13 protein-coding genes and 1 pseudogene are annotated in these 15,544 nt (G+C 35.8%); 2 read left to right on the forward strand and 12 right to left on the reverse strand.

Features of this window, described 5'->3' with window-relative positions:
• Positions 1-10: 10 nt before the first annotated feature.
• From CBF29_RS01650 to CBF29_RS14335, 6 genes and pseudogenes are all read right to left on the reverse strand, one after another.
• Complete coding sequence (locus tag CBF29_RS01650; protein WP_126806625.1) at positions 11-790, reverse strand: glycosyltransferase family 2 protein; 780 nt, start codon at positions 788-790, stop codon at positions 11-13.
• A 103-nt stretch (positions 791-893) separates the two neighbouring features.
• Entirely contained in the window at positions 894-1,904 is a 1,011-nt protein-coding gene (locus CBF29_RS01655; protein ID WP_126806627.1) for a hypothetical protein, read from the reverse strand.
• Between the two features lie 29 nt (positions 1,905-1,933).
• Entirely contained in the window at positions 1,934-3,115 is a 1,182-nt protein-coding gene (locus CBF29_RS01660; RefSeq protein ID WP_126806629.1) for an oligosaccharide repeat unit polymerase, read from the reverse strand.
• A 28-nt stretch (positions 3,116-3,143) separates the two neighbouring features.
• Complete coding sequence (locus CBF29_RS01665) at positions 3,144-4,007, reverse strand: glycosyltransferase (protein WP_126806631.1); 864 nt, start codon at positions 4,005-4,007, stop codon at positions 3,144-3,146.
• 13 nt (positions 4,008-4,020) lie between these two features.
• Entirely contained in the window at positions 4,021-4,200 is a 180-nt protein-coding gene (locus tag CBF29_RS01670; protein ID WP_126806633.1) for a hypothetical protein, read from the reverse strand.
• A 69-nt stretch (positions 4,201-4,269) separates the two neighbouring features.
• A pseudogene (locus CBF29_RS14335) lies at positions 4,270-5,223 on the reverse strand (oligosaccharide flippase family protein); the annotation flags it as partial.
• A 495-nt stretch (positions 5,224-5,718) separates the two neighbouring features.
• On the opposite strand from CBF29_RS14335, the gene CBF29_RS14200 reads away from it, so the two are divergent.
• Positions 5,719-5,913: a transposase gene (locus CBF29_RS14200; protein ID WP_425469875.1), complete on the forward strand. Its 195-nt coding sequence runs from the start codon at positions 5,719-5,721 to the stop codon at positions 5,911-5,913.
• 599 nt (positions 5,914-6,512) lie between these two features.
• The gene (locus CBF29_RS14205) at positions 6,513-6,776 is read left to right on the forward strand and encodes a transposase (RefSeq protein WP_170169957.1); all 264 of its coding nucleotides are present in this window, start codon (positions 6,513-6,515) and stop codon (positions 6,774-6,776) included.
• A 136-nt stretch (positions 6,777-6,912) separates the two neighbouring features.
• Here CBF29_RS14205 and CBF29_RS01690 read toward each other — a convergent pair whose 3' ends face one another.
• The 6 genes from CBF29_RS01690 to CBF29_RS01715 form a co-directional block, all read right to left on the reverse strand.
• A complete protein-coding gene (locus CBF29_RS01690; RefSeq protein ID WP_126806639.1) occupies positions 6,913-7,914 on the reverse strand; it encodes a glycosyltransferase in 1,002 nt (333 codons plus the stop codon).
• A 3-nt stretch (positions 7,915-7,917) separates the two neighbouring features.
• Positions 7,918-9,042, reverse strand: a complete 1,125-nt coding sequence (gene wecB / locus CBF29_RS01695) for a non-hydrolyzing UDP-N-acetylglucosamine 2-epimerase (RefSeq protein WP_126806641.1) — start codon at positions 9,040-9,042, stop codon at positions 7,918-7,920.
• Between the two features lies 1 nt (position 9,043).
• The gene (locus tag CBF29_RS01700; protein ID WP_126806643.1) at positions 9,044-10,153 is read right to left on the reverse strand and encodes a capsular polysaccharide biosynthesis protein CapF; all 1,110 of its coding nucleotides are present in this window, start codon (positions 10,151-10,153) and stop codon (positions 9,044-9,046) included.
• The gene (locus CBF29_RS01705) at positions 10,153-11,172 is read right to left on the reverse strand and encodes a polysaccharide biosynthesis protein (RefSeq protein WP_126807081.1); all 1,020 of its coding nucleotides are present in this window, start codon (positions 11,170-11,172) and stop codon (positions 10,153-10,155) included. The genes CBF29_RS01700 and CBF29_RS01705 overlap by 1 nt, the downstream gene beginning before the upstream one ends.
• A 14-nt stretch (positions 11,173-11,186) precedes the next feature.
• Positions 11,187-12,413, reverse strand: a complete 1,227-nt coding sequence (locus tag CBF29_RS01710) for a glycosyltransferase family 4 protein (protein WP_126806646.1) — start codon at positions 12,411-12,413, stop codon at positions 11,187-11,189.
• Between the two features lie 109 nt (positions 12,414-12,522).
• On the reverse strand, positions 12,523-15,489 hold the full coding sequence (locus CBF29_RS01715; RefSeq protein ID WP_126806648.1) for a GH25 family lysozyme: 2,967 nt from the start codon (positions 15,487-15,489) through the stop codon (positions 12,523-12,525).
• Positions 15,490-15,544: the final 55 nt, after the last annotated feature.

Genomic DNA, 15,544 nt, shown 5'->3' on the forward strand with positions numbered 1-15,544 from the left:
ACCGCTGCGCTTAAAATAATTTCCAGCCCCACTTGTTAAAAAATCTTGTCATTGAAATAATAAAGATTTTGAAGAGTTTTTGATTCTTATGGGCCTCTTTTCCGTAGTAGTGTACAAACTTAACAAAAGGATTGTACAAAACTTTATAACCATTTTTTTCTAGTTCCAAACACAGGTCATAATCTTCAAAGTACATAAAATATCGCTCATCAAATCCATTTACAGCATTAAAAACATCTTTTTTAATCAGCATACAACAGCCTGAACCTATTCTGACAGGTACTATTTCATCGTCAGGTAAATTTCGACATTCATATTTTGCCAGTCTTTTATCAAACAATTTTTTGACAACTCCTGAACGAAGAAATCTCAGAGCGTAGTCAAATACTGAAACACTTTCTCTTATCAAATGTTGAGTTGTTCCATCGGGATTCAAAATTTGTGGCACAACTAAGCCGGTATCATCTTCTAAAGAAATGGATTCAACTAATTTATCTAAACCATCTTTATTTATGAAAGCATCTGGATTTAAAATTAAAAACAATGGCTCATCAAGATTTTTAAGATTTAAGTTATGTGCACTGCCAAATCCCAAATTTTCATTATGGAATGTAATTTCGGCATCTTTTGAATAATTTTTTAATCGTTCTTTATATTCCGCTGTAGAATTATTATCGAAAAGTTTTATCCTGACATTTGAAGCATCTGCAAAATGTTCTATCAAATTGTCCAATACCTCAAAGACATACTTACTGTTATAAGTCACAATACTGATGACAACTTTTTGCATCTTCAACTGTACCTCTTTCCTTATTTATCAATACTTTTAGTTCTTTATCAGTATACCATACGCAGAACCACCTTGAAAATTCTAAAACTTCCCACATCTGATCCTAATGGTAGGTATCAAAGAAAAATACGATTATTTTCTTATCAGTTTCTTGCAATAAAGAAATTTGCGTCGTCAACCAATCAATAGTAGTGTGAGATTTTTCTACAAACAACAGTATTTTTTTTGATTCTTTCAAATTCTCCGCCGTTATTTCCGTATAAGTAGCAATCTCTTCGTTTTCTTGGAGATCTTTGAATAATTTTGAATTAGAACCTTCCTGCAGTAATGCTAAACATTTTTCGTTTTCATTAATAGTAGCAACAATATTTACTCTATTCAAAAAAGATGAGCGATTGTCAAAGCTTGCATCAATTATTTTGATATTCGGATCAACGATACCTTCAATATAACCAATAGAATAAATCTTTTTGTTAAAAATATCTATTACTAACGATAAAATGATACCGAAAATCAATCCCACCAAAATAAAAACGATTGATGAGATCTTCTTGCTTCCCACTACTGTTGCTCCTTCACCCGTAGGCAACATTGATTTATCAGTTGTGGAATAGATATCATCGTATATCGGAATTTCTGAAGTTGCTTGTGTTGGTTTCATTACAGATAAAACCACCTTGTTTTTTATATAATCAAAATCATCTGAGAACATTTGGTTATAGAGAAAAGCAGAAATTTTATTTACATATTCTTTATTGGCATGCGTCACTCGGATAAAAACTACCTCACCTTTAGAAGTCCTTACAAATGCTGAAACACTTTGTTCTAATTCTTGACTTTCAATTTGAATACCTTGATCAGAAATTTTTTCCAGCTGATCCTCATTAACTAACATCGTTTTTAGCTGGGCAATACCTGCGTACGGTTGCCCTTGACTACTTTCTATTGACAAGCCAAATTCAGAAACAAAAACTTCCTGTATTTTTTCTTGTTCTATCGTATTTTTAGGACTTTTTATTGTCATATTATATAAAATACCGCCAATTAATGCAACTAGTATCGAAATCAAAATAATCATTTTCCTGCGATAAAAAAAATTTCCGATATTTTTCATTTCCACTTTAAAAGACATTTTTTCACCCTCTATAATTTTTTATATATCCAAAATAATATTGGATAAACTAACTGGAAACTCAGTCCAGAAAATACCAGCATATTGTCAAACATGTTAAATATTGCGATTGTACATAAAATGGCAATACCAATTATTTTAGTCGTATGCATATGCTTCATCATATACGAATAAAGGAAAACAAAAAAAATAAAGTAGAAGTAAGTTAACAGCATACCCAAAAAACCTAATGTTTTAAAAGAAGAAATGAACATAGTTGAAACATTAAATACAGGTGAACGTCTTTGGTCTTGTTGGACTGTTCTGCCAATTTTTTCTTCGACTCTTTTTCCTATGAAATCAGGAAATACTGTTTGTGTAATAAACAAAGTTAGATTATTGCTTGGCTCAATATTCTCTGTCATATATTGCAGATTTGCGATAGGTGTACTTGCATATAAATACGCCCAGAAAAATGGATCAGGAACAGGGGAATTTTTAAACTCCTCCGTTGCCTGGCCTACTCTTAAAATAAAGGAACTATCTGTAATATCTTTGGCAGCATTTTCCGAATCAGAGCGAATGTTCCCAAAAATCCCAAAAGCATATAAAAGAAGTATTAACACTAAAACAAAGGCTGACAAATACTTCAACTTTATTACCATCGTTCTTTTATGTAATAAAAATATAAAAAACATCGACGAAAGATTCATGATGAAACCTCCACGATTAAAAAGCATTATTGGAAAAGAAACAAATAAAACTGACAAGAGAAGCAGATACCATCTTTTTTCTTCTAAAAATAATTGCCAGCAATATAAACCTAGAAACGATACAAAGGTGACAGCAAATACATGAAATCCAGGTATCCCTCCAAAACTAGTGTATTCATATCCGCTTTTCAAAACCAAAATTTCAATAATCGGAATTGCTTTTTCATAAACAAACTCTGCAGCCATAGAAAGAATTGCCAACAATGTCCAAGGTATAAGATTGATTCTAAAAGATCTTTTTACAAATGTACCTTCGGGAAATGTCCGATTAAAAATTTTGGAAAACAAAAGTAACGTAATAAGGATAAAGGTAAGAAATAGCATCATAGGAACAGTCAGTGGCTCATTAAATGTTGACCAACTCAGTGAGTATGTGAGCAATATCCCTAGAATAATAATAAAAAAAATTGAAAAAGGATTGAGCATTATTTTTTTTTGCAAGACGTTCAACTCCTGTCAACAGTTACATTCAAGTAACATCTTTCAACATTATTTTCAGTATAATCTTTATTTTAGAAGGAGAAACCAACAGACACTTCGCCAACCTTAACATACTATGTAAATAGTAATGCCTGAGTTGGTCTGGTTGGAATTCTATTATAAATTTTTTTTCATAAAACAAAACATTCTCATACCGCTGATTACTGACTTTTTTTAAATTTTTAACTGACAAATCATGGAGAAGCCCACTTTTTAAAACATTCACAGATTGATTCTTTTCCTTTATCATCTGGAAAAACCAGTGATCCAAATAATCTAAAGGATAATCTAAATTAAATCCGTTAATCTGTTCCAAAAATTTCGTACTTACAACCATCCCTGAATTGATAGCCATAAGATTTTTGTGAGTTCCTGGAAAAACTGTTTCCTTAGTGTCTTTCAAAACAGGACTAATCAAATGATGCGTTACTGGATCTTTAATTTGAGGAACTATTGCAGCTTCCGACAGATTATTATTTTTAATCTTGCTAACTACTTCTGTCAAATACTCCGACGTAAGGTGTGTATCTTGGTCAAGCAGCATCAACCATTCAGAATTCAAGGTTTTCGCTTTTTCAAAAGCAAAGTTGTAAGCTTCTGCGATTCCAGGATTATCAGGATTATGCTTGTAACACAGGTCAAGTTCAACATTTGAAGCTAGAATATTAAAATAATTCTGGGAACTTTCTTTATTATTGTCATACAAAATGACATTAATCCCTGAAGCAGAAGTAACTTTTTTTATGTTTTTCATCAAAGTGCTTAAAGATATTGATTTTTCTAAATCAATGCCGTAAAACACTATCACTATTGTGAGCATAATAAATCCTTCTTTCAAAAACATTTGCTGCATCAGAATCTCCACTCTATTTCCTAGTTTTAATTCCAATAAGTCCCAAAGCTTCCGTCAATATCTTCTTGTTAGTTTTCTCTTTAAAAAGAAGCAACAGACCAAAAGATGTACAGACACTGACAATCACTTGATTCAATATTGTCTTCAGTGACGAGCCAAGATATTTTCCAATTGAAAACACTAAAGTAAACATAATCAATCCTACTAATATATATATCCACACGCCTTTAGATGATTTTTTAATTGATATCTGATGTCTTATTTAAAAAAATTGAACAGAGGTGACAGAAAACTCTGCTATAATCGTTCCGATAGAAACGCCGATAGAGGTGAAGTTTCTCACTAATAGTAAATTCACAATAAAATTGATTATAGCGCCACAAACTACTGATAAAGTGTATTCTGTATTTTCCCCGGTGGGCAAAAGATATTGCTGCCCTAAGACGTTACTCCACGCAATAAAAATAATCACAGGACTAATAATCATAATGATTGTTCCAGTTTTTTCAAAGCTGGGACCAAAATAAATGGGAGTAAATGTCTTGGCTATGGCAGCCAATCCAAAACATAGCGGTGCTGATAGATTGCTCACAAAATTAAATGATTTGTATACATATTCATTCACCTGTTTTAAATTTCCCTTTGAAAAAGTATGGGATATTCGTGGTAGCATTACCACCCCGAGGGCTGTAACAACAGATAAAATAATTCTTACCAATTTATCTGCGCTATCAAAAAAACCGACTTCGCTATAATCGGCAAAGTAACCCAACATTGTTTTGTTTAAAATCACATAAACTTGTATTGCAACTTGTGGGATAAAAAGTTGTAATGAGGGCAAAATATGGCTGCCTAAGTTTAATTTAGTCTGGCTGATTTTATTGACTATTTTTTTCAGATAAGGCCACATGGTAAGCTGTACAAAGAATTGTGATAGAGCTAAAATCAACACATACAAGCCCAAATCTTCTTTTGACCGAACTATCGCAAAAATTAAAGCGACACTTACTAATTTTACCGCCATATTCCGGATAACTGTTTTTTTAAAGTCTTCCAATCCCATAAATAGCCAAGATATATCAATTGCAGCAGCCAAGATATAGATCGCCTGCAGCCAATATACTACATTGTTTTTCCCGGTCTGAAATATAAAAAATAAAAAAGCGGCTAAAGCGACAGCAGTCATCACTAATCTCAAAATAAAAATACTCCAAAAAACTGATGATACTTTCTACAACAATTTGTACTGTCTCATCAAGCTGTGTTCCAACATACCTTTTGTTAAACAAGAAGCACTATTGAGATATTCAGAAAAAACATATCCTAATCGGTAGCGTCACTTTTTAAATGCTCAGTTTACATTATACATGAATTTATATTTTTCTTCTATTGTTGCGAAAAACTTAATTGTTTCTAAATATCAAATACAAGTTAGCTACTATTTTTTAAGCTGGTGTTCTTGAAAGTTCGTTTGGATTAATAATTGTGATTTGATACTGAGCCAAAAGAGTTCGTTTGATTAAGGACAGTCTTGCAATCGTCAGACTTCCCAATGGAGGGTTCAAATATTCCCATTTTCTATGTCACAGTTGTGGTGCAACTTTAGTTGTCCAAAGTTCACTAAAACCTGAGATGGAGTCACGATTTCTATTTGTGTGGATGGAAAAACCAATTATTTTTTCAGATATTAGAAGACTTCTGCCTTTTTATATTGGTTCAATATTTCATGCGCTACCCTCGAAAAGTCCGTCTGAAGATTAAATATCTAACGATGGACATGAATCCTAGTTACGGTCAACTTATTCAAACCGTCTTTCCAAACGAAAAGTCTCCTTGGGGAAAGTACAGTGTCAAATTGCTAAATTTATCAAGCATTCTATCTTCCAAAGTTCTTCAGTTAGCATAGCCAAAAGTGTTTCCCAAACTGAAATCTTTCTTGGATAATGGTTCATCCAATCTTCAATGAATTCAATAATGTGTTCCAAAATAATTCGCCGATTTAGCCATTTTCTTTTCTATTTTAAAAATTACTTCATACCGTGTTTTGCTTTTGACTAATGTGAGAAGTGTGGAGAAATCAATCACGGACAAATCGCCAAGAACGGAACAAAATTAGTGACAACACAACTTCCCGTATTCAAACATACGTTGACCTATGTGCAGTTATTGTCACGGATAGGTTTGATATCGTCCAACATATTACGCATTCTTTTAATCAATTAAGAATGACAGTGATGAATTAATTTCGAACAGGTGACGCCAATATCGTCGATTAAAATGCTACTGGAAACTGCTTCTCAAGAACTCTGATACAGTTGACACGGAGCACTATCATTATCATAAATTGTCTATAAGAGAACTGCATTCTCATGATATTATAGATGAATTATTAAGCTATGATTCCCACTTGAAAATAGCTTACGAAGTAGTTCAGTACTTACATTATTATCACAAGAGAAAAAATGCTAAGGACTTCTATCAACAAATAAAAGGATTAGTAAAAGCTTGTCGTTATGGTTTAGAAAGAAACTCTATACTTTGAAGAAACATCAGCAAGGTATAGAGAAAGCCTTCCATCTTCCTTATTCTAACGGTGTAACAGAAAGGATTATTAACAAAATCAAACTAGTAAAGCGGGGTTCCTATGGTTACCGTAACTTTTATAACCTAAGAGACCGAATTCACATCATAAAAGGACTGGTTTTCAACAAGCATAAAAAAATCGACAGAGAAATTATTCCCTATCGATTAACTTCATGTTTTCGGTGATCTTAGGTCCATCAAAACTAAATCTCGAACAGCCAAAAATCCCCAACGATGAGTTGCTTTCTATTCAGTTTTTAGTCCTTCAACACCATTTGACAAACAACCCTTTTTTATATGTTTTGGGTAAATCCAAATTTATCTACCCCGACTTCTTATTTAATATTAGTTGATTCATCGTTTTTTGAAGGTCTTCGCTATCAAAAGGATCAACAAAAAATGTCTTTGTCTCATATCCAGTCAACACTTCCCTAGCATACGGCAAATCTGCAGCAATAATCGAAGTCCCTACTTCTCTTGCCTCCATCAACGGTAACCCAACTGTTTCTAATAATGAGGGGAAAATCAAGATTGTTTTACTGTAATAACCAAATACTTGTTCCCGGCTCATTTTATCAGCAAATTGGATAGGCAAACGATACTTTTGGGCTTCATTGAATAATCTCTCCACAAAAGAATTTTCATTTCCTTTTAGTGTAAAAATCACTTTAAATTGACTACCTTGTGCCACAAGACCCCTTGCTGCTTCAACTATGACTTGATGATTTTTATAGCTTTCCCCACTAGCAGGATAAAAGAAAACACACCCATTAATTATTTCTTTAGCTGATGACTCAGGAATTTTTATTTCATAGTATGGTTTTTCAACTTTGACTGTGTGATTATTTTTTTTTATTTTTTTTATTTCATCAGCCATCCACTCAGTCTGAACAATCACCTCATCTGCCTGATGTATTGACTTGATAATTTTTTTTGAAATCAAATGTTTATAAATCCATAATTTCGTATCATGAAGTATCGAAAACTTGACTGTGGTGAACGGCATGGCGTTTTGCACCAAAAGAGTTTGAGTCTGATTAACATTTGGGAGTAAAATATTTTGTAATGATATGACTTCGTCAATGCCATGTTCTCTAATGATTTTCTTTACACAAATATATTCAAAAAATAAACGATGCAACCAACTTTTTTTGACCCATTTTTTATTAATAACTGTAATATTTTCTGTTGTTTTCAACTCAGGAGTACTTATTAAAAAAACATATTCATTTTCTGCATCATTAGAATATTTTTCATAGTACATTTGAAGGACTGACAAAGCGCCCCCTCCATCAGCCGCGACATTATAAACTAAATATTTCATTATCTATTTTCTCCATACTACTTGATTGACATAATCTGTATAAGATAAAATAATCCGCAGAACCTTCTCGGAAACATTAGGCATGGAATAATCTGCCACTTGACGCAATGTCTCTTTTTCCTGAGTGGCCAACACCATCAGCCCTTGCATGATTCTTTCCTCACTTAGGCCCACCATCATCACACTAGCTTCCTCCATAGCCTCAGGTCTTTCATGAGCTTCTCGTATATTTAAAGCTTTAAAACCAAGAATAGAAGATTCCTCGCTGATTGTCCCGCTATCGCTCAAAACTGCCTTAGCATTGATTTGCAAGTGATTGTAGTCAATAAATCCTAAAGGCTTAGATAGAATAATCAGAGGATTCAACGTGATTTTCTTTTCTTCAATCATCTTTCTGGTTCTCGGATGAGTGCTGACAAGGATAGGCAACTCATATTCTTGTGCCACCTTGTTTAAACTGCTCACTAAATTGAAGAAATTTTTTTCAGAATTGATATTCTCTTCCCGGTGTGCAGAAACGACGAAGTAGTTATCTTTTTTCAATTGCAGCTTTTCTAGAATGTCAGAATTTTTAATTTCTTCTCTTTTAGACAGCAGCACCTCATACATCGGACTTCCAGTCTTAATCACTCTATCTGCTGGCAGACCTTCTCTCAACAAATACTCTCTTGCAATATCGCTATACGTTAAATTAATATCTGCCGTATGGTCCACAATTTTTCTATTGGTTTCTTCTGGCACACGCTGATCGAAACAGCGATTGCCAGCTTCCATATGGAAAATCGGTATTTTTCGTCTTTTGGCCGCAATAGCACTCAAACAGCTGTTAGTATCACCAAGGACTAGTAACGCGTCCGGATGTTCTTTCTCTAAAACTTTTTCAATATTGATTAAAATATTACCAATGGTTTCGATGGCTGAACCTACGGCTGAATCCAAGAAATAATCTGGTTTCCGTAAATTAAAATCCTTGAAAAAAACTTCATTTAACTCATAATCATAGTTTTGCCCTGTGTGGACAATAATATGATCAATCGCCTCGCTTTTTTCCAATTTATCAATCACAGCAGCGAGGCGAATAATTTCAGGTCTGGTTCCTACGACTGTCATCACTTTTAATTTTTTCACACTAAACCTCCAAAAAGAACGTGTCTGGCTTACTAGGGTCAAAAGGTTCATTGACCCACATCACAGTTACCATGTCTTCGCTCCCCAAATTTTCTATATTATGCGTGTAGCCCACAGGGATATCCACTACTTCTAATTTATCGTCACTCACAAAATAACTGATAATTTCATCTGAATCCAGTTGCCTGAAACGAATGACCCCATTGCCTTTAACTACAAGAAACTTTTCATTTTTTGTATGGTGCCAGTGATTTCCTTTCACAATTCCCGGCTTCGAGATATTGACAGAAACTTGGCCTGCATTTGCAGTACGTAGAAACTCAGTAAAAGAACCTCGTTCGTCTACATTCATTTTCAACTCATAAGAAAAATCTGCTTCAGGAAGAAAACTCAAGTAAGTACTGTATAATTTTTTTGTCAATTCATTTCCCATATCTGGCACTTGTAAATTATTTCTGCTTTCCTTAAAAGATTGTATCGTCTCCGCAATCCATCCTAGGGTTTGCTTATAAACAACTGGAACAAAGCAAAAATCACCTTCCCGTGATTCTTTTCCTTCTAGCACCCCAAGCAACTCATTCACCAAATCATCTATATAGACTAAGGTCAGCACTACTTTGGGATCATTCACCGTGATTTCAAGTTCATGCGCAATATTGTAACAAAATGTGGCAATCGCACTATTGTAATTTGGACGACTCCATTTACCAAACACATTAGGGAATCTGTAAATAAAGGTTTGCACATCATTTTTTTCACCATACTCCCGGATGAGATTTTCGCTCTCACTCTTACTTTTGCCATATGGATTGTCTAAATCAGCCTGAGTAGAAGATGAGATCATAATCGGTGCCTTGTTCTCATTTTTTTCCAGCATGCTCAATAAAGTATGTGTAAATCCAGTGTTCCCTGCTTGAAAATCTGTCTCTTGTTTAGGTCGATTCACTCCCGCCAGATGAAATACAAAATCTGCTTTTTGACAAAAAATTTCAAGTTCACCCATGGATGTATCCTTGTCCACCAAAAACAATTGATGATAGCCTCTGTTGTTCAATTCACTAGCCAGATTTCTCCCAATGAACCCTTTTGCTCCCGTTATCAAAATATTCATTAGCTTTTCCAACTCTCTAATTCACTTCTTACATAGTCTAGGGTCAATAGCTTTTCTTTTACTTCCTCTACAGAAAGCCTCGTCGTATTGTGAGAGTTATATTCCTCTTCACCGCTTAATTTTTCTAAGCCGTTTCCAAAATACTTATCATAGTTCAAATCTCTATTATCGGCAGGAATACGATAAAAATTGCCGGCATCTTCTGCTTTGGAGTACTCCTCTTTCGTCAATAACGTTTCATAAAGTTTTTCTCCATGGCGAGTACCAATAATCTTTACCTCTTTTTTATAATCAAATAATTCTTTAACCGCTTGCGCCAGATCTTCAATCGTCGAAGCTGGAGACTTTTGTACCATAATGTCGCCAGATTTTGCATTTTTAAATGCAAAAATAACCAGTTCAACTGCTTCTTCCAGACTCATTAGATACCTTGTCATCTCCGGGTTAGTCACAGTCAATGACTGATTGTTTTTGATTTGTTCTATAAATAATGGAATCACAGATCCTCTGGAAGCCATCACATTGCCATATCTTGTGCCGCAAATCAATGTTTTATCTTCTGGCACTGTGCGTGATTTTGCTACGAAAACTTTTTCCATCATCGCTTTTGAAATCCCCATGGCATTGATAGGATAGGCCGCCTTATCCGTAGATAAACAGATAGCTTTTTTAACTCCCTCATCAATTGCCGCCTGTAAAACATTTTCTGTCCCTAAGACGTTCGTCTTTACAGCCTCTAATGGGAAAAACTCACACGAAGGAACTTGCTTTAGTGCTGCTGCATGAAAGACATAATCTACGCCATGAATAGCATTTCGAATGCTCTGTGGGTCTCGCACATCTCCAATGTGAAATTTGATTTTATCATTTTTATATTGTTTACGCATATCGTCTTGTTTTTTTTCATCTCTAGAAAAAATACGAATTTCTTTGATTTCTGTGTCTAGGAACCGTTCCATGACAGCATTACCAAAAGAACCCGTTCCTCCAGTGATCATTAATATTTTATCTTTAAACATAGTTTCAGTCATTCTCAAACCCCTTCCTCATCTTTATTTACCATTTCTGTTATCTTATCTAAGGTCACTTTTACAAATTTCTCCTTGTTGAAATGTTCTTTAAAATAATCTAAAGAATTATTGCCCAATGCCTCTTTTTCCTCCTTCGATAGATAAACGAATTTTTCAACAGCTCTAGCCAAAGATACTGCATCCGAGGAAGAAACACACAGGCCACATTGGGCTTCCTCAATAATTGTTTTAGCATCTCCATCAATTGCAGCAATAATAGGTTTCCCCGCTGCCATGTAACCCTGCAGCTTTGCAGGAATAGTCAATCCAATTTTATTCTCAAATTTTAACGTTAGCAAAAAAGCATCGGCAAGGTCATTAAAAAACGGCATCCTATCCACCGGTTGATTGCCATAGAACACAATATAATCTTCAACGGCTAATTCCTTTGAAAGTTTAACGCAATTTTCGAAATTAGAACCGCCCCCTACGATATGAAAAAGAAAGGATTTATCTAATTTTATTTCATTCACTGCACGGATAATCGTTTCAACATCCTGAACGTACCCAATATTACCTGTGTAAACAAAGTTGACCTCTGCCGTTGGGATTTCCATTTCTACCTCATTCACCTTCTGGCGAGTGTTTACATCAGCATGTTGGGGGAGATAGTCCATTTTATCATAAGGCACTTGATTATATTGATGAAGATATTCCATAAACGAGTGCGAGCTCACTAAAATATGATCAGCTTGATTATACATATATCGACTCATCCTGTGCACAATCTTGAAAACAATACTTTCTTCTTTTATGCTCATCGCTTTTAATGCTTCTGGCCATATATCTAAGCAATAGACCAATAAAGGTACCTTACTGCGTTTAGCAGCGATAATCCCAGGGAAAATCATCGTCGCAGGTGAAGGTTGATAAACATATACTATGTCAAATGTTTGTTTTGTAAACCAACTCCATAAAGAGCCAAAAAAAGCGAACGACAAGTAATTGAGGGAACGAAAAAATGGTCCTTTTCTTCTAGAAAAAGTTCTGACTCTTTTAATAGTACACCCATTATAAACCTCTGTCCTATTTTTAAAAAAACGATAATTTTCATGGACTTTCCCAGTCGTATAATCACCTAAGCCGCTGAGAACTGTTACTTCGTTGCCATTCTCAGCAAACTCCTTTATCAATTCATTTATTTTAAAATTGTCAGGATAAAAGCTCTGACTCACTATCAATATTTTCATACCTAATCTCCACTCAGTTACTAAAAATCAACTAACATCATATCATAAAATCAATAACATTGATAGCTGACGATCATTTGAATCGAACCACCAGCTATCGCATGATATTTTAAAGATTGCTCTCCTTTACATAACCAATCGAGCCGTTCCCGTGCACCAATTCATAATAAACGCCATCACTTGTCACGACCTTGGAAACCACCTGAACATTTCTATTTATGTATGTACTTAAATTTCCAACCACTTTGTTATGGGCAAATGCTCCCGGACGAGAAAAAATCGGTCCGTCTTTTTGAATCATTTTAAAATCATTCATTTTTACACCAGACAAATAACTCCCTGAACTAACTCCCGTATATTTCCCACTATAATCGACACTGGCATCCAACCGGTAACTACCTACTGGATATCTGTCAGTAAATTGCCATGCACCCATTCCCCCAGTATGCGTAATAGAAGAAACTGATTGATCCGCTGTTCCTGGATAACCTGCAATCCAAGGGTTACTCACAGCAAGAGCACTCGCATGCAAATTACTCTTCAAATAATAATCTCCCACATACATATCAACATTCTTGTAACCTAGCTGTCTAAGTCGATTTATGAATGCATTGGCCATAGCAGTTTGATTTGCAGCATTTGCTGCAATTCCATGCTCAATATCAAGAACAACATAGCCATTGCTTCCTTTGTCAAAATTAATCGCCTTTAATTTGGAATCAAAATAATTGGCTTCGGCAATAGCACCATTAGCTGAATGATAACGCGCAAAATGATACGCTCCTGTCACCAGACCCGCATTTCGTGCCCGTTGATAGTTGTTCTTGGCATACTTATCAAAGAAGCCTGTTCCTTCACTAACTTTTAAAACTACTCCTTGGATTCCTTGAGAACTCAACCCATTATAAAAGCTTTGGCTTAAGTCTCCCTGGTGATTAGAGACATCTATAAAATCAGCTTTAGCCGAAGGTCTGCTATAAGTCGATTTCGTCACACCTTTTTCATTGATCCAATAATAACGACTGCCCAGCTGAAAGTTGTAATGCCTGCTACCATCAGAAAGTGTATAAAGGGCAGTCCCCCTTATTCTATCTTGCAGATGAGCAGAAGATGCTTCTAATTTCATTGCGTTTTTAAGGTTTTGCGGCGTATTATACATATCATAATTTCCATTAACTATCTGCAATTCCGTGCTGACAGACTCTTGTTTAGTTATTGTAATTACTTTTTCCAAACCTTTACTGTTCATCCAGTAATACCGGTCACCAAATTTAAAATTATAATGTTGTTCGCCGTCTGAGGTCGTGTACAACGCCTCACCTGTGACCACGGTACCTTTATGAGCACTGCCAATCAAAAGTTCATTGGCTTCATGCAAACTGCCTGGGTTATCGTACAAGTTATGCTCGTTTCCTAAAAACTCCAACTGCACTCTGGCCGGCTCCATTTTCGTAATCGTGATCGCCTGTTGAAACGCCTTGCTGTTGGCCCAGTAGTAACGATCCCCTAGTTGAAAATTATAGTGTTGTTCACCGTCTGAAGTCGTGTACAACGCCTCGCCTGTGACCACAGTACCTTTATAAGCACTGCCAATCAAAAGTTCATTGGCTTCACGTAAACTGCCTGGATTATCGTACAAGTTATACTCGTTTCCTAAAAATTCCAACCACACTCTGGCAGATTCCATTTTCGTAATCGTGATCGCCTGTTGAAACGCCTTGCTGTTGGCCCAGTAGTAACGATCCCCTAGTTGAAAATTATAGTGTTGTTCACCGTCTGAAGTCGTGTACAACGCCTCGCCTGTGACCACAGTACCTTTATAAGCACTGCCAATCAAAAGTTCATTGGCTTCACGTAAACTGCCTGGATTATCGTACAAGTTATGCTCGTTTCCTAAAAATTCCAACCGCACTCTGGCAGATTCCATTTTCGTAATCGTGATCGACTGTTGAAACGCCTTGCTGTTGGCCCAGTAGTAACGATCCCCTAGTTGAAAATTATAGTGTTGTTCACCGTCTGAAGTCGTGTACAACGCTTCACCTGTGACCACGGTACCTTTATAAGCACTGCCAATCAAAAGTTCATTGGCTTCACGTAAACTGCCTGGATTATCGTACAAGTTATGCTCGTTTCCTAAAAATTCCAACCGCACTCTGGCAGATTCCATTTTCGTAATCGTGATCGACTGTTGAAACGCCTTGCTGTTGGCCCAGTAGTAACGATCCCCTAGTTGAAAATTATAGTGTTGTTCACCGTCTGAAGTCGTGTACAACGCTTCACCTGTGACCACGGTACCTTTATAAGCACTGCCAATCAAAAGTTCATTGGCTTCACGTAAACTGCCTGGATTATCGTACAAGTTATGCTCGTTTCCTAAAAATTCCAACCGCACTCTGGCAGATTCCATTTTCGTAATCGTAATCGCCTGTTGAAACGCCTTGCTGTTGGCCCAGTAGTAACGATCCCCTAGTTGAAAATTGTAGTGTTGTTCACCGTCTGAAGTCGTGTACAACGCCTCACCTGTGACCACAGTACCTTTATGAGCACTGCCAATCAAAAGTTCATTGGCTTCACGTAAACTGCCTGGATTATCGTACAAGTTATGCTCGTTTCCTAAAAATTCCAACCGCACTCTGGCAGATTCCATTTTCGTAATCGTAATCGCCTGTTGAAACGCCTTGCTGTTGGCCCAGTAGTAACGATCCCCTAGTTGAAAATTGTAGTGTTGTTCACCGTCTGAAGTCGTGTACAACGCCTCACCTGTGACCACAGTACCTTTATGAGCACTGCCAATCAAAAGTTCATTGGCTTCACGTAAACTGCCTGGATTATCGTACAAGTTATGCTCGTTTCCTAAAAACTCCAACTGCACTCTGGCAGATTCCATTTTCGTAATCGTGATTTCATTCACTGCTTCTAAATTTGGATTGTCGCTTATTTCCTCCGTTTCCGAAACCGATTCTTCAATCTCGTTCTGACTATCACTAGAAATTTCATCCGCACATACCATTGGACTCAGAAATAGTGAAGATACCAAAAAAAATACCCCTACTTTTTTAAATTTATTACGTTTCACTTACTCTTTCCTTTCAATCATCCATTATCAATTAGTACTTGAAATGTTTAGCAAA

The sequence above is a fragment of the Vagococcus elongatus genome, from assembly GCF_003987645.1.
Classification (GTDB): domain Bacteria; phylum Bacillota; class Bacilli; order Lactobacillales; family Vagococcaceae; genus Vagococcus_A; species Vagococcus_A elongatus.